Source organism: Dyella sp. (assembly GCF_036746095.1).
In the GTDB taxonomy this organism is placed as follows: Bacteria; Pseudomonadota; Gammaproteobacteria; order Xanthomonadales; family Rhodanobacteraceae; genus Dyella_B.
The window spans coordinates 21,785-47,549 of record NZ_DAIOEU010000036.1 but is presented as its reverse complement, the minus strand read 5'-3'; the positions used below and the strand labels follow the sequence as shown (position 1 = coordinate 47,549).

Here is a 25,765-nt window from a genome sequence, read left to right as displayed (position 1 = left end):
GGTGCTATGCCCGCGCATTTCTGAAGAACTTCATTTTCCCCGGACAGCAGTGCGCTTTCGCGGGAATGACGGCGGTGTGGATTGCCTGCGAAGCAGCGCAAAATACGTGCCGGACAGCAGTGGGCGAAGGCCGGGGCCCAGTCTAAGTACGCGTGCGCAGCACACATCGCTTTTTTATGCTGAGTGCTGCGCACAGCGTATTTTCACTGGATTCCGGCCTTCGCCGGAATGACGATGCGCTTCGAAACGGGCTCGATGCAACCTTAGATTTTTCTGGACAATTACCAACGTGGGATACCTCAGCCTCAACCCTTCCCTACTGCCGCAGGGGAGGGAGTTGTTTGCGGGTCGATCGCGCCATTCGCCTTGAACAGGTTTTTTAGGCGCTTGCCAGCGAAAAGATTCAGCAACGGATGCATTCCGCGCAAAGGTTCGCGTACGCTCACCGCTCAAGCCATCCGCCCGGAACCCTGAAGTGACGCCTGCGCCTCCCGCCGCCGGACCAAGCATCGCCAAAAACGCCGCCCTCGACTGGCCGGGCAAGCTCTACGCCCTCATCGCCCTGCTCGCCTGCCTGTTTGCCTTCGTCGGCCTCTCCAGCAACAGCTTCTGGGCCGACGAGCTATTCACCATGCAAGTGGTGGATCACCACCTGGGCCTGGGCGAAGTGTTCCGCCGCGTGCTGGCCGACGTGCATCCGCCGCTGTATGACTTTCTGCTTTATCCATGGATTGCGCTATTCGGTACCAGCGAAGGAGCCGTACGCCTGCTCAGCGCCATCCTGGCAGTACTGAGCATCGGCATCTTCGCGCTGGGCATGCGCCGCCGCTTTACGCCTACGGCCATAGCGTTTGCATGCGCGGTCGCGACCACCTCGCTGTTCTGGTATTCGCAAGCGCAGAATGCGCGCGACTACACGCTGGCCATTACCTTCTCCGCGGCGTTGCTGGCGACGGCCATCGCGTTCCGCCAGCGCGCGCTATCCAGCCACCGCGTGCCCACCGGGACCTGGCTGGGGCTTACGTTGCTCGGCATCGCCGGCAGCCAATCCCATCCCTATATGCTGCTTACGGTGGGCATGCTGCTGCTGTTTCTGCTGGTCACCTCGCCTACGTGGCCGCAGCGCATCGCGGTGTGCATATCGGGGCTGATCGTGCTGGGCATTTATGTCGGCCTGCTGTGGTTGATGACGCATGCAAACAAGCACGGGTTCGAGGGTGCCTGGTTCCAGAACAGCGCCAAGTTTTTCGGCTCGCATCTGCGCCGCGTGGTTTTCCACTTCATGAGCCGGCAGGCGCTGCTGGTCGTGGTCGGCATGCTGCTGATGCTATGGTTTCGCCGTTCGCGCACGGCTTCAACGCAGATCGGCGTAGCGCCCATCACGCGTTGGACAACCCAGCTTTGCTGCGTGGTATGCGTGGGTGTGATCGTCAGCGGCATTGCCGTCTCCTTGCTGGTGGCACCGTCGTTCTCGTATCGCAATGTGCTGGTGTGCGCGCCGTTCGGCTGGTTCCTGCTTGCCAGGCTGTATGACGCGGCCGGACCACGCGTGGCGACCCGCGAGGGTGCTATCGCGGCCGCAGCCATCGTCGTGCTGCTCGGTTCGCAAGGGCTCGCATTGATGCGTGGCCGCCTGCTGCCCTCCAATGAACCATGGCGCGCTTCTGCGGCATACGTGAAAGGATTGCCGGGCTGCGCCGGCGCCACGCTGCCCGTCATTGCCTACCCCGGCACCTACGGCCTGGGCATGACGCCCGGCGTGCACGCGATGATCGAGCGCAACTACTATGGTTACTACCTGCCGCCAGGCTATCGGCCCTATGCCTACTTTCCCGACGAATGGCTGAAGCACGCCGCCGACGCCTCGCATACGGACAGCCCGTGCCCGGTGCTTGGCTGGGTGTTGCATGACCTATCCGATGAAGAACGTGCGCTGGCGCTGGCCAAGCAATTCGTCAGTCAGCCAGGCGTTGCCAGCCATCAAGTAGTCGTCCAGGAATTCGTGGCATACGACTTGAGTTGGCTGACCTGGAAACCGCAGCCGAGTGCGTTCGTGTTTCTACAGGCGACGCCTGCGACGATCCACGCTGCCCCGTCATTGCCAGCGGGCGTGGACATCGACCGGAAACATTCGCTGGGCGATCGGGTCTTGGTGAGCTTCGATCCCTCAACGGCGGCCTACGATGTCCGCCGTCTGCACCCGTAAGTTGGGTTGAGGCGCAGCCGAACCCAACATGGCGCAACGATCAGCATGGGAGGCCGGGGTTGCACCCGAGCTGCACGGGTTAACTGAGCCCCACCTTGTGCCCGGCCGCGCGCGCCTGCTTACGCACCTGCGCACTGCGCGCAATACCGTAGATACCAATCAACAGCCACGCCACTTCCATGAAAAACGCCGACGCGTTGAATGCACCGAACAGCAGCGACAGCATCACGCCGAGCGCGCCCAGCACGTTCATCAATTGATAGACCAAGCCATTGCCATGCAGCTTATGGGCCTGCAACAGCAAATAGGCCAACAGCATCAGGGCGACGCCGGCGTAGCCCGTCCAATCATGCCAATACAACGTCATCGCACACTCCTTTGACGCAATGCCTCGAACAAGACGACACCCGTAGCCACCGATACATTGAGGCTTTCCATGGTACCTGGCATGGGAATCTTCGCGGTGAAATCGCAGGTCTCGCGCGTCAGCCGGCGCATGCCCTCGCCTTCGCTGCCGAGCACCAGCGCCACCGGGCCTTTGAGGTCGATGTCGTAGATGGATTGCTCGGTATCGCCGGCCAGACCAGTGATCCACACCCCGGCGTCCTTCAGCACACGCAGGGCACGCGCAAGATTGGTTGCCGCGACCAGCGGCACGCGATCGGCACCACCTGCCGAAGCACGGCGCACCACTGGCGTGATGCCGACGGCGCGATCCTTCGGCACGATCACTGCCGTGACGTTCGCAGCGGCTGCGCTACGCAGGCAGGCGCCAAGATTGTGCGGGTCGGTAATGCCATCGAGCACCAGCACCAAGGCGTTGCCGCCAGCTTGCTCGATCAATTCAGGCAAATCATGTTCGTCGGCCAGCGGTGGTGCCTGGTAAAGCGCCACCACACCTTGATGGCGTGCTTCACCCGATACGCGATCGAGTTGCTCGCGCGGGCGATGATGCACGGGAATCTTCAGCGCCTTGGCCTTTTCCGCCAGTTCATGCACGCGTGGATTGCGCTGGCCATTTTCCACCAGCACTTCGCGCACGCGCTCAGCGTCGTTGTTCAACGCGCCTTCCACCGGGTTGATCCCAGCGATCCAACTCTCGCTCATCGTCTACCTTTGGGTTTGGGCGCCTTGGTGGTGTGCTTGCTGGATGACGTGCTGCTACTCGACCTGGTTTTGCGCTTACCCGCAGCCTTGTCCACGACCGCTTTCCTGCCCGGCCTGGCCGCGCCTTTCTTCGCGCCAGCTTTATCAAGCCCGGGTAATGGCGGCAACGCGGGAAGCGGCTTGCGGCCGGACGGCAACGAATACCGCTCGCCCGCAGCGGCGTCCTCGTAAGCGCGCGTCGCGGTCGGCGGCACGAAGGCCTGCGCTGTCGGCTGCGGTTCCTTTTTCTTCTTCGGCTGCACCATGCGGAAATCGATCTTGCGATCTTCCAGGCTCGCACGCAGCACCTGGATACGTACGTGATCGCCAAGCCGGTACTGCAGACCGGTGCGTTCGCCCTTCAACAGATGCCGAATGGGATCGAAGTGGTAGTAGTCGTTGGACAGCTGGCTGATATGCACCAGGCCAGACACCTTGGACTCGTCCAGCTCCACGAACAGGCCGAACGAGGTGACGCCGGTGACCACCCCATCGAACTCTTCGCCGACGTGTTTGGCCATCCAGGCGCAACGGAAACGTTCGTCCACGTCGCGCTCGGCTTCTTCGGCGCGGCGTTCGCGCTGCGAACAATGCACCGCCATCGCAGCCATCGTCGCTTCGCTGTAGTGATACGCGGATGGCTTGCCGCCCTTCAAGGCGTAACGGATCGCGCGATGCACGAGCAGATCCGGATAGCGGCGAATCGGCGAGGTGAAATGCGCATAGGCTTCCAGCGCCAGGCCGAAATGGCCGCGATTGTCCGGCTGATACGCCGCCAGGCTTTGCGAGCGCAGCAGCACGGACTGGATCAGTTCGCGTTCGGGGCGATCCTTAACCATGCGCAGCACGTCCGAAAAATCGCTGGGCGTGACCTCGTCCACCGGCGGCATGCGCAGTTTGAATTCGCGCAGGAACTGCTGCAGGTCTTCGTATTTCTCCGCCGGAGGCGATTCGTGTGCGCGATACAGCGCGGGAACCTTGCGCTTGGCCAAGAACGTGGCCGCCTGCACGTTGGCGGCGATCATGCACTCCTCGATCAGCTTGTGCGCATCGTTGCGTTGTACCGCGCCGACAGCCTGTACTTCGCCGGTGGCATCCAGGCGGAATTTCACCTCGGCGGTTTCGAAGTCGATCGCGCCGCGGCGGCGACGCTGTTCGGCCAGGGCCTTGTACAGCGCGTGCAGGTTTTCCAGTTGCGGCAGCACATCCGCCACTTCATGCCGTGCATCGGCGTCTTTCACGCCAATCGCCTGCCACACCTTGTCGTAGGTGAGACGCGCATGCGACCGCATCACGGCATCGTAGAACTTCGCCTTGCTGACCTCACCGTCCGCGCTCACCTGCATGTCGCACACCATGCACAGGCGTTCCACTTTAGGGTTGAGCGAGCAGATGCCGTTGGACAAGGTCTCCGGCAACATCGGCACGACGAAGCCGGGAAAGTAGGTCGACGTGCTGCGCTCGTAGGCTACCTTGTCGAGCGGGCTGTCGACCGGCACGTAGTGCGAGACGTCGGCAATCGCAACAATCAGTCGCCAGCCGCCACCGCGTTTTGGCTCGGCATACACGGCATCGTCGAAGTCGCGCGCATCGGCACCGTCGATCGTCACCAACGGCAGCTTGCGCAAGTCGGTGCGGCCTTCGCGTTCGGCGGCAGTGACTTCCGGCTCCACCTCTTCGGCTTCGCGCAATACTTCTGGCGGCCATTCGTACGGCAGGTCGTAACTGGCAATCGCCATGTCCACCAGCAACGACGGCTGCAGGCGCTCGCCGAGCACGCTGCGGATGATGCCCAGCGGCCCGCGATAGGCGGTGGGCGGATCGGTGATCTCGGCCACGACGATCTGTCCGGAGCGCGCACCACGCTCCTTGCCCGGCGCGATCATGATGTCCAGGTGCAGGCGGCGATCGTCCGGCACGACCACGGTGACACCGTTTTCGATCACCACCCGGCCGACCAGTCGCGGCGAGCGGCGCTGCAGCACTTCCACGATGGCGCCTTGCCGCCGTCCGCGCCGGTCCACTCCCACCACGCTGGCGAGCACGCGGTCGCCGTGCAGCACGCTGCGCATCTGGTACGGCGACAGGTACAGATCGTCACCGCCTTCATCCGGGCGCAGGAAGCCGTAACCCTCGGCGTTGGCAAGCACTACGCCTGGAATCAGATCCAGCTTGCGCACCGGTGCGTACCCGCCGCGCCGGCCAAGCAGCAACTGGCCATCGCGCACCATCGCCGTCAGGCGCTTGGTCAGGGCGGCAATGCCGTATTCGTCGTGGAGCTGCAACGCTTCGGCGATGCGCGCTTCGGTCAGCAGCTCGCCGCGTTCTTCCAGTAGCGCGAGGATGGCTTCGCGGCTGGGAATCGGCTTTTCGTAGCGCTGGGCTTCGCGCTCCGCAAACGGATCGCGCTGCCGTGTTGGCGCTGTGGTTTCACCCGTTTCCATACCGCGTCGACGCGCCTGCCTGGGCGCGCCCGCATGGACTTTCGGGACCTTGGCCGCCTTGCGCGGCACCTTTTCCTTGGGGGGCTTTTTTTGTTTAGTCACGCCTTAGTATCGCCTCGATACATGTGTTCAATAAATGGTTGAGTGCGTCTTTGCCGTGCACAGCAAAAAGGAGGAAGAAATAGTTGACAATATGTCCTCCCACCCCTACTCTACGCGGCTCGCACAGCCCGAAAGGCAATGCGACACCTGCCCAGGTGGCGGAATTGGTAGACGCACTAGTTTCAGGTACTAGCGGGTAAAACCGTGGAGGTTCGAGTCCTCTCCTGGGCACCAAGACATCGCTGTGGAGCACAGCTCCAGCAAACAAAACCCGGCGCCAGCCGGGTTTGTTGTTTTTGGCGTTTGCGCTCTCGATCTTCAGCCCCCTGGCTCAATAGCTTTCCAGCTGATGTACGGCTCGCGCGCGCGTGAATCCAATTCCGTCAGTGCACGCTATCGCGCATTCAGTGATGATGGCAATCCTACGTTGAAGACAGTACTGGCCGTCATGGGAACACCGGGCCTGGACCTCACTGCCAAAGCACATCGGCTCAAAACTAAACCCGCTGCCCGCAAGCGCGCCGCATCCTCGGCCGGGACATCTGCAGCCAAACCAAACCGCTCGCGTGGGCGAGCACGATAGTTCTTGATGGTCTCCGTACGTAGGCCGGGGTAACAATCCCAGATGCTTGCCAAATGCTGGGTTCGCATCCCAGCCCGCGTCCCTACTCATGGCTCGCTATGCAAAGGGTATCTTTGCGCGTGATTTCATGGGCATGATGGCGCGTTCGAAGTGACATCGATCCCGCACGCATGCCACGTCCCAACACCTCGCTTGCTCCAGCCCTGCTCGCCGTTGGCGTCTTGCTGATCGCCATGGCGTCGTATCAATGTGGCGCGGCGATTGCCAAGATGCTGTTCCCGATGGTGGGCGCGCAAGGTGCAACCGCTTATCGCCTGGTGCTGGGCGCGGTGATTTTGCTGGTGTTGCGACGGCCGTGGCGTTCGCGACGTGCGCAAGGCAACAAGCGCGTGCTGTGGGGTTACGGGTTGTCGATTGGCGTGATGAACCTCGTCTTCTATCTGGCATTGCAGCGCATACCGCTGGGCATTGCCGTGGCCATGGAATTTACCGGACCGTTGGCGCTGGCGCTGTTTCATTCGCGCCGATGGCTGGATGTGGTGTGGATCGGCTTGGTAGTGGTCGGGCTGGTGTTGTTGTTGTCGCCTGGCAATGCGTCCAAGCGGCTCGACCCGATCGGTGTCTTCTACGCGTTGGCGGCGGGCATCGGCTGGGCTTGCTACATCGTGCTAGGCCAGAAAGCCGGTGCGGTCTACGGCACGGATGCGGTGGCCTGGGGTACTTCGGTGGCTGCGCTGGTGGCCTTTCCCATTGGCCTGGCGCACGCGGGCCATGCGCTGTTTACGCCTAGCCTGCTGCTGCCGGCGCTAGGCATTGCGATACTCAGTTCCGCGCTGCCCTATACCTTGGAAATGATGGCCATGACGCGCTTGCCGACCCGCACCTTCGGCACGTTGTTGAGCCTGGAACCGGCTTTCGCCGCCTTGGCCGGCATGATCTTCCTGAGCGAACATCTCAGCCTGCTGCAGTGGTTTGCGATCGTGGCGATTGTCGTGGCGTCCGCCGGAACGGTGTTGAGTGCGCGCAAGGCGGCGAGCGAGCCCGTCGAGCCTGTGATGCCATAAACCTGGCATCGCCAGACACCGCGATCGTCATGCTCGCGACGGCTTCGCAGTGTCTTATTGCAACAAACCTCGTAGAACGAGAGAGGCGGCACACAGTGCACGCTGCATCGAAGGAAATGGACATGCATCAGGGCGTCAATGTGACGAGCGCATGGGGTGTGCCGTTGCCTTAACCGCAATGGCACTAGCCGCAGGTTGGGTTATCCCGGACTTGATCCGGGGGTAACCCAACCTAAAAACGCTACAGCTCGCGTACCACCCGAAAACCCACGCGCCCGCTGCGAATACTTGCATCCGCACCCTGTCGATACGCCGAATTGGCCTGCTCCGGCGAACTGCCCCATGAGCCGCCGCGTATCACGCGCACCGAACAGCCCGGATTGATCCATGCGCTGCCGTCCACTGGCGCACGCACGTAGTTGTCATGCCAGCAGTCGGCCATCCATTTCGATACGTTGCCGTCCACGTCATACAGGCCGAACGCATTCGGCGCAAAGCTCATCACCGGTGCCGGTCCCCAATGGCCATCGCCATAGCCGTCGAAGGCATGGCTCCAGCGCCGTCCGCTCGGCGAGCGATCGAGCGAGCCGGTGAGGTTTTCCACCTTGGTCTTGGGCGTCCCACTGCCCCACCAATAGCGTGAGGTGCTGCCGGCGCGCAGGGCATATTCGAACTCCGCTTCGCTGGGCAGGCGATACTTTTTGCCAGTGCGCTGGCTCAGCCATTGCGCGTAGGCATGCGCATCGTTCCAGGAAATGTTCACTACCGGCAGATTGTCCGCAGCGGGATGGCCGGCGTAGTCGTCTTCCCAGGTGGCATTGGAAACATCACGCATCACGCCTGTGCGTTCGTCATACACGCTTGCGCCGCCATGCGCGACGGAGTCAGGCTTGTAGCCGCTGGCACGCACGAATTCGCGGAACTGCCCCACCGTCACGTCCGTTTGCGCGATCGCGAAACCCTTGTCGATGGCGACTTCATGTTGCGGCGTTTCCGCATCGGTGCGGCCGGCCTCCTCTTCCGGCGCGCCCATCATGAATTTGCCGGTAGGCACCACCACCATGGTCGGCGACTGGCCATTCATGTCCACGTAGCGATCGGTGAACACTTGTCCCGGCTTGAAGCTCGCGTAGAGCTTTGCATTGGTCAGGCGTACTTCGAATTCATCCAACCCCGCCAGCTGCGGGCTGATCGATTGCGCCTGGCCCGCCAGTTGCTTGGCGAGACCGATATTGCCGGCGTCCAGCGCCGAACGCGCCTGGGCCAGCACGTTGGCGGCGCGCTGCTGGCGAATGTTGTCGATCTGGTTGCGCGCGTCATGCAGCTGAGGCGAATCGGGCTGGATCGGCGTGGCCTCGGCCATCGATTGCTCGGCGCCCGCGAAATCGTTCTGCGCCACCGCCGCCAACGCACGATCGAGCACCACGCGCTGCACCTGCAGAATGCCCTGCGCCGCCACCGCATTCTGCGGATCGAGTTTCTGCACCTGGCGATAGACTTCCAGCGCGTTGTCACCAGCAGGCTTGTCCGCCTTGCCTTGCTGCAACAACGAAGCTGCCTGCGCCAGCATCGGGCGCACTTGCAGCAACGTCTTCATGCTTGCCTCGAGCGGCGCGACGTCGTTGGCGGTGTTGGGCAGCCCCTTGAGGTTATCCAGCAGCGAGCCTGCCGATCCGGAATCGCCGACGGCGATGTCCTGGGTGATCTGCGCAATCAAATGTGTGCGTACCTGATCCAGCCCCTGCACCGCGGCGCGGCTGTCGGCCTTGAGCTTGAGCGCTGCCAGGTACAAGGCGGCGGCGCTGTTCTTGTCGCCGGCAACATGCCCCGCCTCGAATGCCTTGTCCGCCTTCTCCACCAGCGCCTTCACTTCCGGCGGATCGGCCGTGGTCTGCTCGGGCAGCGGCGCCGGCTTGCGCGCCAGGCGTGCGGCGATCACCGCGGTAGGCGCCAGCGTCAACGGCGGCCCGGCGTTGAGCTCTTCCTGCACGGAAGGCGCCGCCGGGGTTGCGCGGGTGCGGCTCGACGGCGCCGCGCGGCCCACACCGGGGGCGCTGGGGTTGGCTATCTCTTCCGGGCTCACGTGAAAAAGCTCCGGAAAGAAGTGATAGGTGAGGCCGAATGCCAGCACCAGCACACCAAGCGCGCCGCCGAATACCCCTTGGCGTTGTACGGTTTCCTTGCTCGGCATGGTGGGCGTTCCGCGGCTGGCCTGCTATGGTTCGCTGCTTACCATATGGCACCACCGATGACGGAGCAATCGCGAATCGCGTGTTCCGTGATCTCGAAGGAACGCACATGCCCCTGCTCTCATCGCCGCCCCAGGCAGACTGGATCGGTCAACGCAACGAACTTGAACAGTGGCTGGCCGGGCTATCGTCCAGCGGCGTGCTGGCGCTCGACACCGAGTTCATGCGGCGCAATACCTTCTATCCGCAGTTCGCCTTGCTGCAGCTTGGCTTGAAGGGCCGCTACGCGTTGGTCGATCCGCTCGCATTCGAGATTGGCAATGCCTTGCAGCCGCTCGACAACGCGAACGTCATCACCGTGATGCACAGCGCCAGCGAAGATCTGGAAACGCTGTCGCCCCACCTGCCGGAGGGCCCGCGCACGCTGTTCGATACGCAGATTGCCGCGGCCTTCGTCGGCATGGGATTGGGGATGAGTTATCGCGCGCTGGTCGCCGAGCTGGTCGGCGCGGAATTGGACAAGGGCGAAACGCGCTCGGATTGGCTGCAACGTCCGCTCACCGCTTCACAGCGTGAATACGCCGCGCTGGACGTGGTCCATCTCGAAACGGTGTATCAACAGCTCGCCGAACGCCTGGCGCAACGCGATCGCACCAGCTGGCACGCAGAAGACTGCGAACGGCTCAAGCGCAAGAGCTGCCAGCGCGAAGGCGATCCGCAGCCGCAGCTTGCCTATCGCGGCGCCGCCGAATGGCCGCCCGAGCAACAGGCCCTGCTGCGACGCATCCTGCGCTGGCGCGATGCCACCGCCCGGCTGCTGGACAAGCCGCGCCCGTGGCTATTGGAAGACGCACTGGCCCTCAGCCTTGCCCAACAGCCGCCGAAACATCAGGAAGAACTGGATCGCCGCTGCGCTGGCCAGCGCGCCCTGCGTTCCCCGCAACGCGCCGATTTGTTCGAGCTGATGCAGCCACCTGTCAGCGCCGAAGAAATCGCCAGCACCAACCCCATTCCGCCGATTCCCCAAGGCAAGGCCAAGCAGGCCTTGGCCGGCATGAAGCAATGCGTGGATACCCTTGCCACCGAGCTCGATCTACCCGCCGGCCTGCTCTGCTCGCGCCGCGTGCTGGAAGAATTCGTGGTAACGGCTCAGTGGCCCGATGCGCTGGAAGGCTGGCGCCATGGCCTGCTCCACGACCGCCTCACTGGCTTGCTGCCCGGCTAACCCCAGGGCTTGGCCCTTTCCCGCTGCGCTGCTACCATGTGCAGCTCGCGTGGGGCGGTAGCTCAGCTGGGAGAGCGTCGCGTTCGCAATGCGAAGGTCGGGAGTTCGATCCTCCTCCGCTCCACCAATTCCCTTCAGACAGAACAGCGCTTTATGCCTTGCGGCGTGAAGCGCTGTTTTGTTTTGGAGGTTGCGTGATCGTTCCCTACCTGGAGGCGAGCGTTCGGTGCGTGGCCGGCGCCGGACGCATCGGTCTTTCATAGGGAATCACTGCATCCACGAACCTCCGCAGTCCCATAGCACCGCACTATGCACGTGGCTGTCGGCGAAACGGTGGGCAGCCATGCCTTCGCCGGCGATAGTCGGCCTATAGCGAGCATCGGGGCGGATGTACGGTACGGTTGGCAGCCTGGAGACGACTACTGTCACGTTCCCTGTCAATGCCGGTGAACGCCGTGGCGTTTCAGACGGTGCTTGCCGCGCTCTTTCAGCAGCAGCGGCATCAGTTCCTCGATGTACTTCCGGGCATGTCCTCGCGTGGACATGAGATGGAAGCGCCGATGCGCCTCGTCTCGCCCAACCAGGGCCAGGTGTGCCTTTCTCAATATATGCAGATAGCCCATCAGGGGACTGCCGTCACGCAAGGGCTCGTTGTCGCGCGGATCTGGAGCGGCTACCTGGTTCATGATCCGATCCCTTGCGGACAGTCCGCACGGCAGGTGGCAGTAATCAGGGAAAGCAGGTCCTTGGCGTTTCTGTCGCGATCGGTGAGTGCTGGCAGATGGAACAGGCGCTCGATCGTGGCGAGCACCGAACTGTGGTCGTACGCCGTATGGTCAACGTAGCCGCGCGCCACCCATGGCGACACCACGATCGCGGGCACGCGAACGCCATATACGTCAAACAAGAAGCCATTGGTGTTCAAGGATGAACCGGCCCCATCGTTCGGTGGCATAGCCTTGCCTGGCTTGGCAGAATCGTAAAAGCCGCCATGTTCGTCGTAGAGGATCACCAGCAGGCTGCTTTCCCAAAGTGGCGATTGGCGAATCGCGTTATAGACGCGCGCCACCAATTGGTCGCCGCCGCTCAGGCCGTCCATCGGGTGCTGCGAGCTTCCGCCTTCGTACGTATCGTGCACGATGTCGCCGTAGCTCGGTTCGATAAAGGTGTAGCGGGCGGTATAGCCATTCGCAAGGTCGCCCTCGAAATGCGACAGGTCGTCGATATCGAAGAAACTGATGCCCTTGATGGAAGCCACCTGCGGCACGCGTCCCAGTGCCGAACCCAGGTCGTCCTGGTAGAGGCGGTAGTTGCCTTTGCCCAGCGCATCGAAGATCGAGCCCTTCGGATAGGGAAATCCGTCAACGCATTCCCACTCGCTCATCTCGGCGGAGGTTGGCGAATGATCCAACCCTGCCGATGAAGCACCGTGCACAAAATAGCGGTTGGGCCAGGTGGGCCCTGGCAGCGACGAGTGCCAGCCGTCGCACAGCACGAATTCGGTAGCCAATTGATAGAGCGCCGGCGACTGCGTACGGACGTCCGCGCCACGCATGATCTCGCCGGCTGCGGCGGATTGGGCCGGCGTGCCCTCGTCCTTCGTCGTGGCGAAGTTGGCAATGAAACCGGAGTTGTCGATGGCTGGGTAGGGATGCCCATGTTCGTAATTGACGCCTGCGCCGCACAGCTGCTCCAGCACGTCAGTGAATTCATGCCCAGGGTCGGCGGGCATCCGGGTGGGCGCACCATCCCCGAAGGAATAAACCGTGCCGCCGTAAGTATTCGTGTTGCTGGAGGTGGCAGCGGTAATGCCGGGGATATCCGATAAGGCGAACAAATGGTCGAATGACCGGTTTTCCAACATCAGCACGAAGACATGCTGGACGCGATTTTCAATCGGTGGCGATACAGCTGCAGTGTCAGTGCTCACGGGAGCCCTCCCTTTACCCTAAACGCCTCGCCCCAACCCACGCGCTCGGGCCGCCATGCCCAGATAACCGACGACGAATATAGCAGCCGTACCCTACGGTTGCTTTCACAACCCCATCACGCCCTTCTATGGCCTGCTGAAAGGCGCTCCTGCCGCCCTCGTTCATCACTTTTCCAGCGCAAGCGGGGAGCTAGATTGCGTTCCACTTCGACCAACCTTTCATCCGTGCAAGGGGAAACATCATGCATAAAGTTACTCGTGCTGCACTCGGCATGTTTTTGGGTTTGAGCTTTTCAGGATTGGCCATGGCGGCGGAACCGCCGGCAACAGGTTTGGGCCAGGCATGGCCCAATGCCGTGGATGTCAGTTTGAGCCCGCACTGGCACGTTTATGTGTTTGTATTAAACGGGGTCAAATATGTCCAGGTTAATGACATTAATGGCAATGTCATTGGCGCCGTCGGGACGGCGGGTGGGCAGTTTATTACGCTGCCGATTGGGGAGGATTCGCAGTATGTGTCGACGCCGCAGCAGCGTGCGGCCAACACGTCTTCGATAAACTCGGCGGCGTCGACGACGGTCTATCGGGATAGTTCCACCGTCGTTACCGCTACACCACAGAGTGATGGCACGACAAAGCTAACCGCTTCCAGCGCCGTCATTTGCACTGATCCCACCCGGTGCGGAGAAATCGCAGTCAAACCGACACACTAGGACTCGGTCCATTGCCCGGTGAGCTGATTGCGCCACCGGGCACGATTGGATCAAGCAGGAGAACGCTGACTTGGTGGCCGGTGGACAAGAATCGGGACCGCGTACGCCCTTCGAAGGCGGCTGCCCTGTCTCTTGCCGCACGTAACCCAAGACCACTGCTCCCGCGCACCAAGCGCGGAACCAGTTCATCCCAATCGACGAAAGCAAGCTGGGGATGAGATGCCCGAAAACGGACAACGATCAATACCCCAACACGCTCCCGCCTTTCCGCGACTCGTATTTGCACACGAATGTCGCTCACATTCTTTTTCATGCAGACGTCTGCGATGATTTCCCAGATAATGCGATACGTAGCCATCCGCAACGTATGCGAAAGCTTACTTACGGGGCCACGCAGGTCGCACGAATAAGCTAAACCTGCTTCGCCAAGCATTTGTGGCAGGCCACCTTCTTGCAGAGCACTGGGAAGACCCTTTTCCCTAAGTGCGATGGGATAAAGACTATCGGCGAGGCGGTGAAGCTGGTCTTGGGCAACCAATGCCTGGCGCTGGTACCCGCGGTCATCAATTGCGGGTTGCAGATGGCGAAGACGTCCCATCATCATCTTAAATCCAGCCTGGACATTTTCCCTGATTTGCTCCAGTGCCTGCGATGTCATGCGCAGCTGCATTTCACCGAGATATACGTTGCGCTGCGCCAAAGCCAGCGCCATACGAACGTCCATGCGCTCCTGCTCAACGTGCTTGTCGAGTGATTCGATGCGCGCACCCATCATCAACATGGTCGAAATGGCGAAGGACAAAATGGCTTCCGCCCGTAAGGTCGCCGGATCCCACGCCATAGGCATTGGCATCAACCACATCACCGCACAACTTGCCGCGGTACCTCCCACCACTGCGCCGGGCCATCCATGCCGGAAAGCCAGCCAAACCACCGGAAGGAACATGGCAACCTGGGCCATTTCCCGCGTGGGACCCGCAGGTGGTGCGCTGTGCCCAATCCAAAATAAGAGCGCGAGAACGGGAAACCCAAGACAAAGGCTCTCAAACAAGAGACGGCTGTTTTCGATCCTGATCCAAAGTTCTGACCACTGCTTGACGGCCAGTTGTTGATAGCAGAGCAAAATAAGTGGTGCGACCGTAAGCGTGCCCAGGAACGAACCAATGAAATAACGCGGCGCCCAAGTGGAATAGCTCGTGTCGTAACTGGTGGGAAGATGTTCTACGAGCTGGAGTAAGCAAGTATCACGCAACGCCACAGCTACAGATGCCAGCAATGCACAACAGAGCAGTCTGCCCGCATGGATATGCGTTGCGTTGCTCGATATGGGCGACCAATGCTTGCGTACCCAATAGACAGTAGGCGCCACATAGACAATAGGAGGAATGGCGCAACTAATCCCCCACGCCACGCCCCATACGGACGAGCAGACATAACCGACGAAGAGGTAGTGACCCGACTCACCGATGATCAATGCGGGCCAATAACGATAGGGAACAAGCAAAAGCGCAGCGAGCCTAAGCCCGGCCGTAATCTGCCACTCAGTGAAAACAAATGTGCGGACCGCCAAGTAGACAATGCCATATCCTAAAAACACGGCAACATGGCGAACCCAAGGTCTCTCCCAAAGTCCCTGCCCCATCGATCACCCCATCTTATGTTTTGACCGGCTCCCCACGACGTCGGCTGGACGTCCAAACGCGGAGCGATCATTCGATTGCAGCCGTGAAACTGTGGTGAAGCGGTGTGCATCCTGCGCGGCAAGCTTTTGTCACGCTGGACAATGCGCGGCCCACTCATGTGTTTTTGCGATGCATATCACAGGGATCGAAGCAAGAGCCGAGATGCTGCCTTATGAGCTTGCAAAGGGAGCGCCACTCCTTTCCGACCCGGGTAAGCCGAAGCGGACAAGGCGGATTGCCGCTAAAATCCTCCGGCGCCCATACCACCTCCAAGCAAGGCGACTGCAAGCCGCACAACGGGCTGAAGCCGTCTTCTCAAGCAACGTCACAACAAGGAAGCGCAACCCATCGTGAGTGCATCCGAGCAACAGCCTCACCTTCCCTTCGTCGAATCCGGCCTGATGGTGATCCACGGCAATCGCCAGGAGGACTTGCGCGACCTGCTGGCAGCCTGGCTGCAGCGCACGCCGCTGCAGCCGTTGGAAAACGAACTGATGCTGGTGCAGAGCAATGGCATCGCCCAGTGGCTGAAGCTGGCGCTGGCGCGTCCGGTAGCGGCCGGCGGGCTGGGTATCAGCGCAGCGATCGACATGCAACTGCCAGGGCGATTCCTGTGGACGGTGTACCGCGCCGTGCTGGGCGAGGCTGCCGTGCCGGCCACCTCGCCGTTCGACAAGTCGCGCCTGGTATGGCGTCTGCTGCGCTTGCTGCCGCCTTGCCTGGCTGAGCCGGCTTTCGCACCCTTGCGCGCCTTGCTTGGAGATACTGGCGATTGGCGGCGGCTGTACCGGCTGGCCATGCAAGTGGCCGATCTGTTCGATCAATATCAGGTGTTTCGCGCCGACTGGCTTGAAGATTGGGAACATCGCAACGACGTCTTGCGTGACAGCGTGCGCAACCGGGTGAAAGAGCTACCAGCCGCGCAGCGTTGGCAACCCAGGCTGTGGCGGTTGCTGCTCGATGACGTGCCAGCCGAACAGCGCGACAGCCATCGCGCGGGCGTGCATCGGCGCTTCATACAGCAGATGCAGTCGTCCCCGGCGCGGCCGGAGGCGCTGCCACGGCGCATCGTGGTGTTCGGCATCACCTCGTTGCCGCCGCAGGTGCTGGAAGCGCTGACAGCGCTCGGGCGCTACAGCCAGGTGCTGCTGCTGGTCACCAATCCGTGCCGGCACTATTGGGCCGACATCATTGAGGATCGCGAGCTGCTACTGGCCGAGCATCGCCGCCATGCCAACAAGCCCGGCCTGCCGCCGGAGCCGCGCTTCGAAGACCTGCATCTGCATGCCAATCCCTTGCTGGCCGCATGGGGCAAGCAAGGGCGTGATTTCATTCGCCAGCTCGATGCCTTCGATCAGCCGGAGCGCTATCGCGAGCGATTCACGTCCATCAAGCGCAGCATCGACGTGTTCCGCGAATACGGCAACGACTCCTTGCTGCATCAGGTGCAGCAGGCCGTACTGGAACTGGAACCGGCCCCTGCCGATCCCGCGTTGCGCAAACTGCTGCCCGACACCCGCTCGCTGCATTTCCACGTCGCGCACAGTCCGCAGCGCGAGGTGGAGATTCTGCATGACCGGCTGCTTGCGCTGTTCGAACGGGCCGCACGCCAAGGAGAGCCGCTGTCGCCGCGCGACGTCATGGTGATGGTGCCGGATATCCGCATCTACGCACCGCATGTGCAAGCCGTGTTCGGCCGCATTGCCAGCGACGATCCGCGCTACTTGCCCTATCACGTCGCCGACCAGTCAGGCCGCAACACCTCGCCATTGATCACCGCGCTGGAGCGGCTGCTCACGCTGACCGAATCGCGCTTCACCGCCAGCGACGTGCTGGACTTGCTCGACGTGCCCTCGCTGCGTCGCCGCTTCGGCATCAGCGAAGACGAACTGCCAACGCTGCGCCGCTGGATTGCCCAATCCGGCATCCGTTGGGCCCTCGATGGCAAGCAGAAGCAAGCCTTCGGCCTGCCACCGGACGAACAGAACAGCTGGCGCTTCGGCTTGCGCCGCATGCTGCTTGGCTATGCCACGGGTGACGGCCCTTCGCTCAATGGCATCGCGCCCTATGCGGACATCGGCGGATTGGATGCCGAGCTGATCGGCCCCTTGAGCCAATTGCTGGAAACACTGGGACGCTATTGGCAATTGTTTGCCTCGCCGGCCACGCCGCTGCAATGGAGCGAACGATTGCGCAACCTGCTGCGCGATTGCTTCGATGCCCACGGCGACGAGAACGACGCCATGCGCATCGGCCGGCTGGAAGATGCGCTCGACAACTGGCTGGATGCCTGCCAGGAAGCCGGCTTTACGCAAAGCATTCCCCTTGCCATCGTGGCCGAGGATTGGCTGCAGGCGATCGACCAGCATCATCTTTCGCAACGTTTCATGGGCGGCGCGGTGAACTTCGGCACCTTGCTGCCGATGCGCGCCATTCCGTTCCGCGTGGTCTGCCTGCTTGGCATGAACGATGGCGACTACCCGCGCCGCATTTCACCACCGGACTTCGACCTGATGGCGATGGCCAGCCAACACCGTCCGGGTGATCGCTCGCGTCGCGAAGATGATCGCTACCTGTTTCTGGAGGCCCTGCTCTCCGCGCGCGATGTATTGCACATCAGCTGGGTGGGGCACAGCGTGCGCGACAACAGCCAATTGCCGCCATCGGTGCTGGTGGGCCAGCTGCGCGATTATCTTGTCGCGGGTTGGCGCTTGCCGGAGAACGATGCGGGGCGTGACCGACATCTCCTGGACGCCATCACCACCGGGCATCCCCTGCAAGCTTTCAGCGAACGCTACTTTGATGCGGCCTCGCCGCTGTTTACGTATGCCTCGGAGTGGGCACAGGCACGTCGTCCCAAAGCACACCGCGAACCCACGCCGCTGCCACCGTGGCAGACGGAGCCGGTGTTGGACATCCGCACGCTGCAGCGCTTTCTTGCCAGGCCGGCGGCGTGCTTCTACAGCGAACGGCTGAAGGTGCGTTTCGAGGATGTCGACGCCGGCATGGAAGATGACGAACCGTTTGCGCTGGATGGCCTGGAAAATCACGCCGCCACGCAAACATTGCTGCAATGCGCGTTGAACGCGGACGACGCGAATGCCGAGCCGGCCTTGCTCCATGCCGCTTCGCGCCTGCGGCAGCAAGGCGTGATGCCCGCCGGTGGATTCGGCGCGCTGGCGGTGGAAGATATCGGCGATGACGTGCATCGGATCCTGCGCCGCTGGCAGGCCTCGCGGGCGCATTGGCACGCGTCCATGCCCGCACGGGAATTGCGCCACCAGCATGGCGAACTCACGGTGGAAGGCTGGCTTGATGATCTGCGCGCAAGCGATGACGGCAACCTCGTGCGCTTGCTGCCGATGGCTGGCCAGCTGTGCCAAGGCAAGACCCTTCGCTATGACAAACTGCTGCAGCCATGGGTGCTGCAGTTGTTGGCCAATGCCAGCGGTGTCGCCATGGCCAGCCGCTTGCTGGCACCAGACGCCACCGTGGTGTTGAAGCCGCTCGAGCGTCACGAAGCAGCCGTGCTACTGAATGCTCTACTGGACGCTTGGCAAGAGGGCATGCAAAAACCCTTGCCCATGGCGCGGCTCACGGCCTATGCATGGCTATTGGCAGAACGCAACGAAAAGATCCCCGCCGACGCCGCACGGCTTTGCTACGAAGGCAGCGATGCGCCGGGGGCACCGTCCGGCGAAGTGAATCGCGAGCCTACCCTGGCGCGCACGTGGCGCAGCTTTTCAGCACTGCACGCCGATGGCTTCGAACATTGGTTGCCTCTGTACCGTCCGCTGCTCGATGCCGCCAGCGTGGAGAGCGACGCATGAACGAGATGGCGCCGCTCGACCCGCTGCACCTGCCACTGCAAGGCGTCCGCCTGATCGAAGCCAGCGCGGGCACCGGCAAAACCTGGACATTGGCCGCGCTTTATCTGCGGCTGGTGCTGGGCCATGGCGGCCAGCCGGCGCAACTGCCGGCGCAGATACTGGTGGTGACGTTCACCCGCGCCGCCACCGCGGAATTGCGCGAACGCATTCGCGAACGCCTCGCCACGGCGGCAGCGGCATTTCGCGGTCAGCAACAGGCCGACGATTTCCTGCAGCGATTGATCGGCGACTACCCGGCCGCCGACGATCGCGCCGCCGCAGCGCGCCAGCTGGATCTGGCCGCGCAATGGATGGATGAAGCGGCCATCTACACCATCCACGGCTGGAGCCAGCGCATGCTTGCGCAGCATGCCTTTGAAGGCAGCGAAGCAGCCGACGACGTGGCGGATGAAAATGCACGCCTCGCCGAAGCCGTGCGCGACTATTGGCGCCGCTTCTATGCACCGCTCGATGAAACCGAGGCCGCCTGCATCGCTACCCAATGGCGCAGCCCGCAAGCCTTGCAACGCGCCATGCGACCATTGCTGAAACTCCCGCTACGACGCATCCGCATTCAAGGCCGTCCGTTGCCTGAGGTTGGCGATCTGCCTGACGCCTTGCGCCAGCATCAGGCCCCGCGCCGGCAGGCGGAGCACGCTGCTCGCGACATGTGGCAAAGCAATGCGGAGGCGATCGACACCTTGCTGCGCACGGCGGTGCAAACGAAAGCGCTGAAGAACAACATCTTCCAGCCCAGGACGATGGAGCGAGAACTGCCCGCCTTGCACGCATGGGCTCATGGCGCCGAGATCGATCCGGCGACGCTCGAGCGCTACACCCAGGCCAAGCTCGATGGCTCGGTCAGCAAAGGCAATCCACCGCCTGCGCATCCGGTGTTTGCCGCTATCGAGAACCTGGTCGACACGCTCCGCGCCGAACCACCGCTGGAGCCTTTGCTGCTTTCACACGCACTGCCATGGATCACCGCGCGCATCGATCAGATTCGCGAACGCCAGGCCAAGCCCGGTTTCGACGACATGCTTCGCCAGCTCGATGCCGCCTTGCACAGCGTGCATGGCGGCCAGCTGGCCGATACCATCGCCATGCAATACCCCGTGGCCTTGATCGACGAATTCCAGGACACCGATCCGCTGCAGTGGCGTATCTTCCAGCGCATCTATGTGGATCGGCCCAATACCGGCCTGCTCCTGATCGGTGATCCCAAGCAGGCCATCTACGCGTTTCGCGGCGCGGACATCCATACCTATCTTGCCGCGCGCGAGCAGGCGCAATCGCCCACCTGGACACTGGCCACCAATTACCGTTCCACCTCGCCGCTGGTGGCAGCGGTCAATCGCGTTTTTCAATACGCCGACCAATGGCAACAGGGTGCGTTTGCATTCGGCCGTGGCACGGAGGGCCTGCCGTTCCAGCCCATAGACGCTGCCGGCAGCAAGCGCAGCCTTCGTTACGATGGCCAGCCGGTTGCGGCGATGCGCATGGAAGTTTTTTCGAGCGATAAACCACTGGGTGTCGGCGCGTACATGGAAACCGCTGCCGCCTACGCGGCGGCGCACATCGTGGACTTGCTGGAAGCCGCACAAGCCGGGCATTGCGGTTTCGTGGACGAAAAAGGTGCGCACACCGCGTTGCGTCCGCGCGATATCGCCGTGCTGGTGCGCAGCAGGCGCGAAGCTGCGTGCATTCGCAGCGCGCTACGCCAACGCGGCGTGCATAGCGTTTATCTGTCGGAAAACGATTCGGTCTACGCCACCGAGCAGGCACCGGATGTGTTGCTGTGGCTGCGAGCCTGCGCCATGCCCGCCTCCGATCGCGCCATGCGCGCGGCGCTCGCCAGCGCCACCATGCAGCGCAACCTGGAGGAACTCGATCGCCTCAACCACGACGAAGCCTACTGGGAATGGTGCGGCGAGCGCTTCCGTGAACTACAAAGCCTTTGGCAGCGGCACGGTGTATTGGCCATGCTGCACAACCTGCTGCACACCTTCGACCTGCCGGCACGCCTGCTCGCCACGGGCAACGGCGAACGCGCGCTGACCAACCTGCAACATCTGGCCGAACTGTTGCAACACGCAGCGGCCAATCTCGATGGCGAATACGCCCTGATCCGCTACCTGGCCGCACAGATGGCGCGTGCCTGCGAAGGCGAGGCGGAAACCGGGGAAGAACACGTGGTGCGCCTGGAAAGCGAAGCCGACCTGGTGAAAGTCATCACCATCCACAAGTCCAAAGGCTTGCAGTACCCGATCGTGATGCTGCCGTTCGTCAGCCGTTTCCAGGACCCGCCACGCGGCAGCGTGCAACCCTGGCACGACGAGGCCGGCAAGACCTGGATCGATCTGCAACCCGATGCACTCGCACAGCAGCGCATCGAACGCGAACGCCTGCAGGAAGACCTGCGCCTGTTCTACGTGGCGCTGACACGCGCCGAACATGCCTGCTGGCTGGGCGTGGGCTGCGTGGCCGATCGCAACAAGCCGTTGCTGCATCGGTCCGCCTTCGGCTATGTGCTTTCCGGCGGCGAGCAAGCGATCGAACCACTCGATCTGCTCGCACGCCTGGAAGCGCTGCGAGATGGTTCACAGGACATCGAAGTGCATGTCGCAGAAGACGCGCCAGGCGCACGCGTCTATCGGCCGTTGCACCGCCCGGGCAACGAACGCCAGGCGCGCATCTATACCCTGCCACCGCCCGAATCCTGGTGGATATCCAGCTACAGCGCGCTGACGCACGGTGATGGTGAAGCCATGCGGCAGGCCGCACCGGAAACAGCTACCCAGGATGTGCTCGCGGAAGTGGCGCGTGAACCGGTGGAATGGACCGCACCCGCCATCGATTACGGCATGCACGCCTTTCCGCGCGGCGCGGATGCCGGCACGTTCTTGCACGATCTGCTGGAATGGATCGCCGAGGCCGGTTTTGCGGCCGTCGCCCGTCACACCGCCCAGTTGGAACAGCACATTGCACGTCGCTGCCAACGGCGCGGCTGGCAGGCGTGGATCGCGCCGTTGAGCCAATGGCTGCCTGCCTTGCTGCATGCACCGCTGGCATTGCCAGATGGCCGTACGCTGGCGCTGGCGCAGCTAGCGGACCGCAAACGCTATCAGGCCGAGCTTGAATTCTGGTTCGAAGCCCACCGCGTGGACACGCAACAGTTGGATCAACTGGTTACCCGCCACACGCTGGGTGGCCTGCCGCGCCCTCCGCTGCCGCCTAACCGCGTAAACGGCATGCTCAAAGGCTTTATCGACTTGATCGTCGAGCAGCAGGGTCGCTACTACGTGATCGACTACAAATCCAATTGGCTGGGCGGCAGCACCGCGGCCTACGATGCCGCTATCATGCGCGAGGTCACCCTGCAATCGCGCTACGACTTGCAGTACGCCATCTACACGCTGGCCTTGCACCGCCTGCTGCGTGTAAGGCTGCCTGGCTACCGTTACGAACAGCATGTCGGCGGCGTGCTGTACCTGTATCTGCGCGGCGTGGACCCGTCCGGGCATGGCATGCACACGGAGCGTTTGCCATTTGCCTTGGTCGATGCGATGGACCGCCTGTTTGCACAGGAGGCGACCGCGCATGTCGCGTGATGCCTTGCTCGCGATGCTGGCCGATGCGGTAGCACGGCGAGTGCTGCGCCCGCTGGATATGGCCTTTGCACGGTTCATCGGCGAGTGCGATCCGCACGCCGATCAGACGCTGCTGCTGATGGCTGCGCTGGCAAGCCGGCAGTTGGGCGATGGCCATCCCTGCCTGGATCTGCGGGCGCTGGATGCCTTGGCGTTGGAACAAGAGTGGCCGCCGGCATGGCTTGAGTTGCTTTCCAGCACGCCCGTGCCGAGCTCGCCGTTGATGGCAGGCTCCGATGGCATGCCTGTCGAAGCTCCGCTGGTGTTGGATGGCCATCGGCTGTATTTGCGGCGCTACTGGAACTACGAATGCCGTGTCGCTGCCGGCATTGCGGCACGGCTTGGCGACAGCATGTTGCCCGCCGAAGCGCTGCACGGCGAGTTGCAGCGCTTGTTTCCCACCGCCGCGGACGGCGCCATCGCGTGGCCGCGCGTAGCATGCGCATTGGCGGCACGCGGCGCCTTCAGCGTGATCACCGGCGGCCCAGGTACCGGCAAGACCACCACGGTGGTGCGATTGCTCGGCCTGCTGCAAACCCTGCAGCTGCGCGGCCACGACGTACCCTTGCGCATTCGGCTCGCCGCCCCGACCGGCAAGGCCGCCGCGCGCTTGAATGCATCGATTGCGCGCCAGATCGCGTTGCTCGACGTGGCAGATCACGTGCGCGCCGCGATTCCGCGCGAGGTAGAAACCCTGCATCGCCTGTTGGGCGCACGCCCGGATAGCCGCCGCTATGCGCACGACAACCGCCATCCCCTGCACGTGGACGTGCTGATGATCGACGAAGCGTCGATGATCGACCTGGAAATGATGGCTGCCGTGCTGGATGCGTTGCCGCCGCATGCACGGCTGATCCTGATCGGTGACAAGGACCAGCTTGCATCGGTGGAAGCCGGGGCGGTGCTGGGCGAATTGGGACGTCGCGCCGAACAAGGCTGCTATACCGCCGCCACCGCGCGCTGGTTGCTGGCGGCGAGCGGTGACGACGTCGGGGCATTTGTTCGCGACGATGCGCAAGCGCTCGACCAAAGCATCGCCATGTTGCGCAGCAGCCATCGCTTCGATACCGCCAGCGGTATCGGGCAGCTCGCCGCGGCCGTGAACGTGGGCGATGCGGCAACGGTCAACAGCTTGCTCAACTGGCCATCGACCGATATCGCGTGGATGACGTCCAGCAGCAACGCGACGTGGGCGATCGATGGGCAAGCCGAGCGGCCGACACAGAGCGGGCCGCAAGGCTTCCGGTTCTATCTCGAACGATTGCAGCAACGGCGTCCCGCGCCGAGCGCCGGCGATGCAGCGTACCGGCAGTGGGCACACGAGGTGCTGGAGGCCTTCAATCGCTTCCAGGTGCTGTGTGCCGTGCGCCGAGGGCCCTCGGGCGTCGAACAGCTGAACCGGAATATCGCCGCCCTATTGTTGGCCACCGGCTTGATCGCATCGGACCGCGGCTGGTACGAAGGCCGGCCGGTGATGATGACCCGCAACGATTACAGCCTGGGACTGATGAATGGCGATGTCGGTATCGCGCTGCGCATGCGTGGCGCCGATGGCGAGCTGCGCTTGTACGTGGCATTTCCGATGACGCGCGAAAGCCCATCGCCCGACGTGCAGGACGCTGGCGCACAGGTGCGCTGCGTATTGCCATCGCGGCTGGGCGATGCGGAAACGGTCTTTGCGATGACGGTGCACAAGTCGCAAGGTTCGGAATTTGAGCATACCGCGCTGGTGTTGCCGGATGACGCGCCCGCCGTGCTGACGCGGGAGCTGCTGTATACCGGGATAACGCGTGCCCGGCGATGGTTGACCCTGGTCGGCACGCAGGCGTCGATCGAGCACGCATTGGCGCAGCGCACACGGCGCTACTCGGGATTGGCGGAGAGGTTGATCGATTCGCAGCTTGGATGAGGCCACGCCCGACATGTCATGCGGCCCCAGGAAATGGTGGGGTTCGCTTTCCGCCCACATCCACCGACGCGGCTCATCGCTACCAGCACTTGCCGTTTGTATTCGCGCCACTATCCCTATCCGGCAATTTGCGCCCCGCATGGTCGATGGACAGGCTGCCGCACACATCATCGCTCTGCCGCCCGACCGGCGTGGCTATCGCCATGAAATCCTGTCCATCATCACCCATCACGCTGATCGCCAATTCGTAATACCCATTTGGCGACAACGCCGGCTCACCGTAACCAAGCTTGCTCAAATCGTCCGCGTAGCGGTTGTAGGTGGCGTACCAGCGCTCCTGCGCCTGGGCAATTGCCATCAAGGTGTGGTGCGCGTCCGTACGATGCGAGCGCAATACGTAGCGGGAATAGGATTGCGACGCCAACGCCGCCAGCATCGCGGCTATCGCCATCACGATAAGCACTTCGATCAAACTGAAACCACGCACACGCTCCATCGCCGCGCCTTACGAATCCGGCGTCAACAAAGACCATGAACGGCGACGCCACAAGGGGCCGTCCAAGGTTAGCGGCACATCCAGTACGCTGCCGCTTCCTTTCAGCTTGATACCCGGCAGGACCAGCCTGCCGCCGCCCGCTGGCATCACCGTCGGCAAGCTTCCTGTCGTCGGTGGGTTTTGCACCAGCGCGCCAGCATACGAAGCGCCACCAAAACCGAAGATGGACCGCGCGCCGCCGGTGGCGGCATCCACGGCCATGATGGCGCCGGAGGGTGTATCGCCATCGGGAATGAGGGTGCTTACCAGCACGGTGTTGGTGTTGAACAATGCCGTCGGCGTAGCCACGACACGTTCGCCCGCCGCGAGACGCAAATCGATACGCCAGCCACCGGCCTGCGCTGAAACCGGGTTCGACGTGAGGGTACGCAGGACCGCACTACTGCCGGACGTGGCATCGGTGACCGTCTGCTCGCTCAATACTTGTTGCTGAAGACTGTCGCGCAGCACGGTCGTCACCCGGTTCTTGAAGCCGACGAGATACATGATGTGCACGA

The 25,765-nt window shown here is 62.6% G+C and carries 16 protein-coding genes and 2 tRNA genes; 9 read left to right on the top strand and 9 right to left on the bottom strand.

Features of this window, described 5'->3' with window-relative positions; all coding sequences use genetic code 11:
• Positions 1–475: 475 nt before the first annotated feature.
• Positions 476–2,206 carry a glycosyltransferase family 39 protein gene (locus V7M64_RS14640; protein ID WP_333680039.1) on the top strand — a complete coding sequence of 577 codons (1,731 nt, stop codon included), beginning with the start codon at positions 476–478 and terminating at the stop codon, positions 2,204–2,206.
• A 79-nt stretch (positions 2,207–2,285) separates the two neighbouring features.
• On the opposite strand, the gene V7M64_RS14635 is transcribed toward V7M64_RS14640, so the two are convergent.
• The 3 genes from V7M64_RS14635 to rnr are packed head-to-tail and all read right to left on the bottom strand — an operon-like array spanning position 2,286 to position 5,796.
• The gene (locus V7M64_RS14635) at positions 2,286–2,573 is read right to left on the bottom strand and encodes a hypothetical protein (protein ID WP_333680038.1); all 288 of its coding nucleotides are present in this window, start codon (positions 2,571–2,573) and stop codon (positions 2,286–2,288) included.
• Positions 2,570–3,313, bottom strand: a complete 744-nt coding sequence (gene rlmB / locus V7M64_RS14630) for a 23S rRNA (guanosine(2251)-2'-O)-methyltransferase RlmB (protein ID WP_333680037.1) — start codon at positions 3,311–3,313, stop codon at positions 2,570–2,572. Before rlmB ends, V7M64_RS14635 begins: the two co-directional genes overlap by 4 nt.
• On the bottom strand, positions 3,310–5,796 hold the full coding sequence (gene rnr / locus V7M64_RS14625; RefSeq protein WP_333680040.1) for a ribonuclease R: 2,487 nt from the start codon (positions 5,794–5,796) through the stop codon (positions 3,310–3,312). The genes rlmB and rnr overlap by 4 nt, the downstream gene beginning before the upstream one ends.
• Before the next feature lie 251 nt (positions 5,797–6,047).
• On the opposite strand from rnr, the gene V7M64_RS14620 reads away from it, so the two are divergent.
• Both V7M64_RS14620 and V7M64_RS14615 read left to right on the top strand, forming a co-directional pair.
• A tRNA-Leu gene (locus V7M64_RS14620) sits at positions 6,048–6,132 on the top strand.
• A gap of 519 nt (positions 6,133–6,651) precedes the next feature.
• The gene (locus V7M64_RS14615) at positions 6,652–7,545 is read left to right on the top strand and encodes an EamA family transporter (protein WP_333680035.1); all 894 of its coding nucleotides are present in this window, start codon (positions 6,652–6,654) and stop codon (positions 7,543–7,545) included.
• A 241-nt stretch (positions 7,546–7,786) separates the two neighbouring features.
• Here V7M64_RS14615 and V7M64_RS14610 read toward each other — a convergent pair whose 3' ends face one another.
• Positions 7,787–9,736 (bottom strand): SUMF1/EgtB/PvdO family nonheme iron enzyme, encoded by a 1,950-nt coding sequence (locus tag V7M64_RS14610; RefSeq protein ID WP_333680033.1) that lies wholly within the window; start codon positions 9,734–9,736, stop codon positions 7,787–7,789.
• Between the two features lie 107 nt (positions 9,737–9,843).
• Here V7M64_RS14610 and rnd point away from each other — a divergent pair, with 107 nt between their 5' ends.
• Complete coding sequence (gene rnd / locus V7M64_RS14605; protein WP_333680032.1) at positions 9,844–10,959, top strand: ribonuclease D; 1,116 nt, start codon at positions 9,844–9,846, stop codon at positions 10,957–10,959.
• Positions 10,960–11,010: 51 nt separating this feature from the next.
• Positions 11,011–11,086 (top strand) — tRNA-Ala (locus V7M64_RS14600).
• 310 nt (positions 11,087–11,396) lie between these two features.
• Here the strand turns inward: V7M64_RS14600 and V7M64_RS14595 are convergent.
• A complete protein-coding gene (locus V7M64_RS14595) occupies positions 11,397–11,645 on the bottom strand; it encodes a hypothetical protein (RefSeq protein WP_333680031.1) in 249 nt (82 codons plus the stop codon).
• On the bottom strand, positions 11,642–12,889 hold the full coding sequence (locus tag V7M64_RS14590; protein ID WP_333680030.1) for an alkaline phosphatase family protein: 1,248 nt from the start codon (positions 12,887–12,889) through the stop codon (positions 11,642–11,644). The genes V7M64_RS14595 and V7M64_RS14590 overlap by 4 nt, the downstream gene beginning before the upstream one ends.
• A gap of 242 nt (positions 12,890–13,131) precedes the next feature.
• Here V7M64_RS14590 and V7M64_RS14585 point away from each other — a divergent pair, with 242 nt between their 5' ends.
• On the top strand, positions 13,132–13,602 hold the full coding sequence (locus V7M64_RS14585; RefSeq protein WP_333680028.1) for a hypothetical protein: 471 nt from the start codon (positions 13,132–13,134) through the stop codon (positions 13,600–13,602).
• Here V7M64_RS14585 and V7M64_RS14580 read toward each other — a convergent pair.
• A complete protein-coding gene (locus V7M64_RS14580) occupies positions 13,586–15,244 on the bottom strand; it encodes an MASE1 domain-containing protein (protein WP_333680026.1) in 1,659 nt (552 codons plus the stop codon). The genes V7M64_RS14585 and V7M64_RS14580 overlap by 17 nt on opposite strands.
• A gap of 390 nt (positions 15,245–15,634) precedes the next feature.
• Here V7M64_RS14580 and recC point away from each other — a divergent pair, with 390 nt between their 5' ends.
• Genes recC through recD form a run of 3 tightly spaced genes read left to right on the top strand, consistent with a single transcriptional unit; the run spans position 15,635 to position 24,712 of the window.
• Positions 15,635–19,114 carry an exodeoxyribonuclease V subunit gamma gene (recC, locus tag V7M64_RS14575; RefSeq protein WP_333680025.1) on the top strand — a complete coding sequence of 1,160 codons (3,480 nt, stop codon included), beginning with the start codon at positions 15,635–15,637 and terminating at the stop codon, positions 19,112–19,114.
• A complete protein-coding gene (gene recB, locus V7M64_RS14570; RefSeq protein ID WP_333680023.1) occupies positions 19,111–22,764 on the top strand; it encodes an exodeoxyribonuclease V subunit beta in 3,654 nt (1,217 codons plus the stop codon). The genes recC and recB overlap by 4 nt, the downstream gene beginning before the upstream one ends.
• Positions 22,754–24,712, top strand: a complete 1,959-nt coding sequence (gene recD / locus V7M64_RS14565) for an exodeoxyribonuclease V subunit alpha (protein WP_333680021.1) — start codon at positions 22,754–22,756, stop codon at positions 24,710–24,712. The genes recB and recD overlap by 11 nt, the downstream gene beginning before the upstream one ends.
• Before the next feature lie 79 nt (positions 24,713–24,791).
• On the opposite strand, the gene V7M64_RS14560 is transcribed toward recD, so the two are convergent.
• A complete protein-coding gene (locus V7M64_RS14560) occupies positions 24,792–25,208 on the bottom strand; it encodes a type IV pilin protein (protein ID WP_333680019.1) in 417 nt (138 codons plus the stop codon).
• Positions 25,209–25,217: 9 nt separating this feature from the next.
• A partial coding sequence (locus tag V7M64_RS14555) for a hypothetical protein (RefSeq protein WP_333680018.1) occupies positions 25,218–25,765 on the bottom strand: 548 nt, incomplete at its 5' end.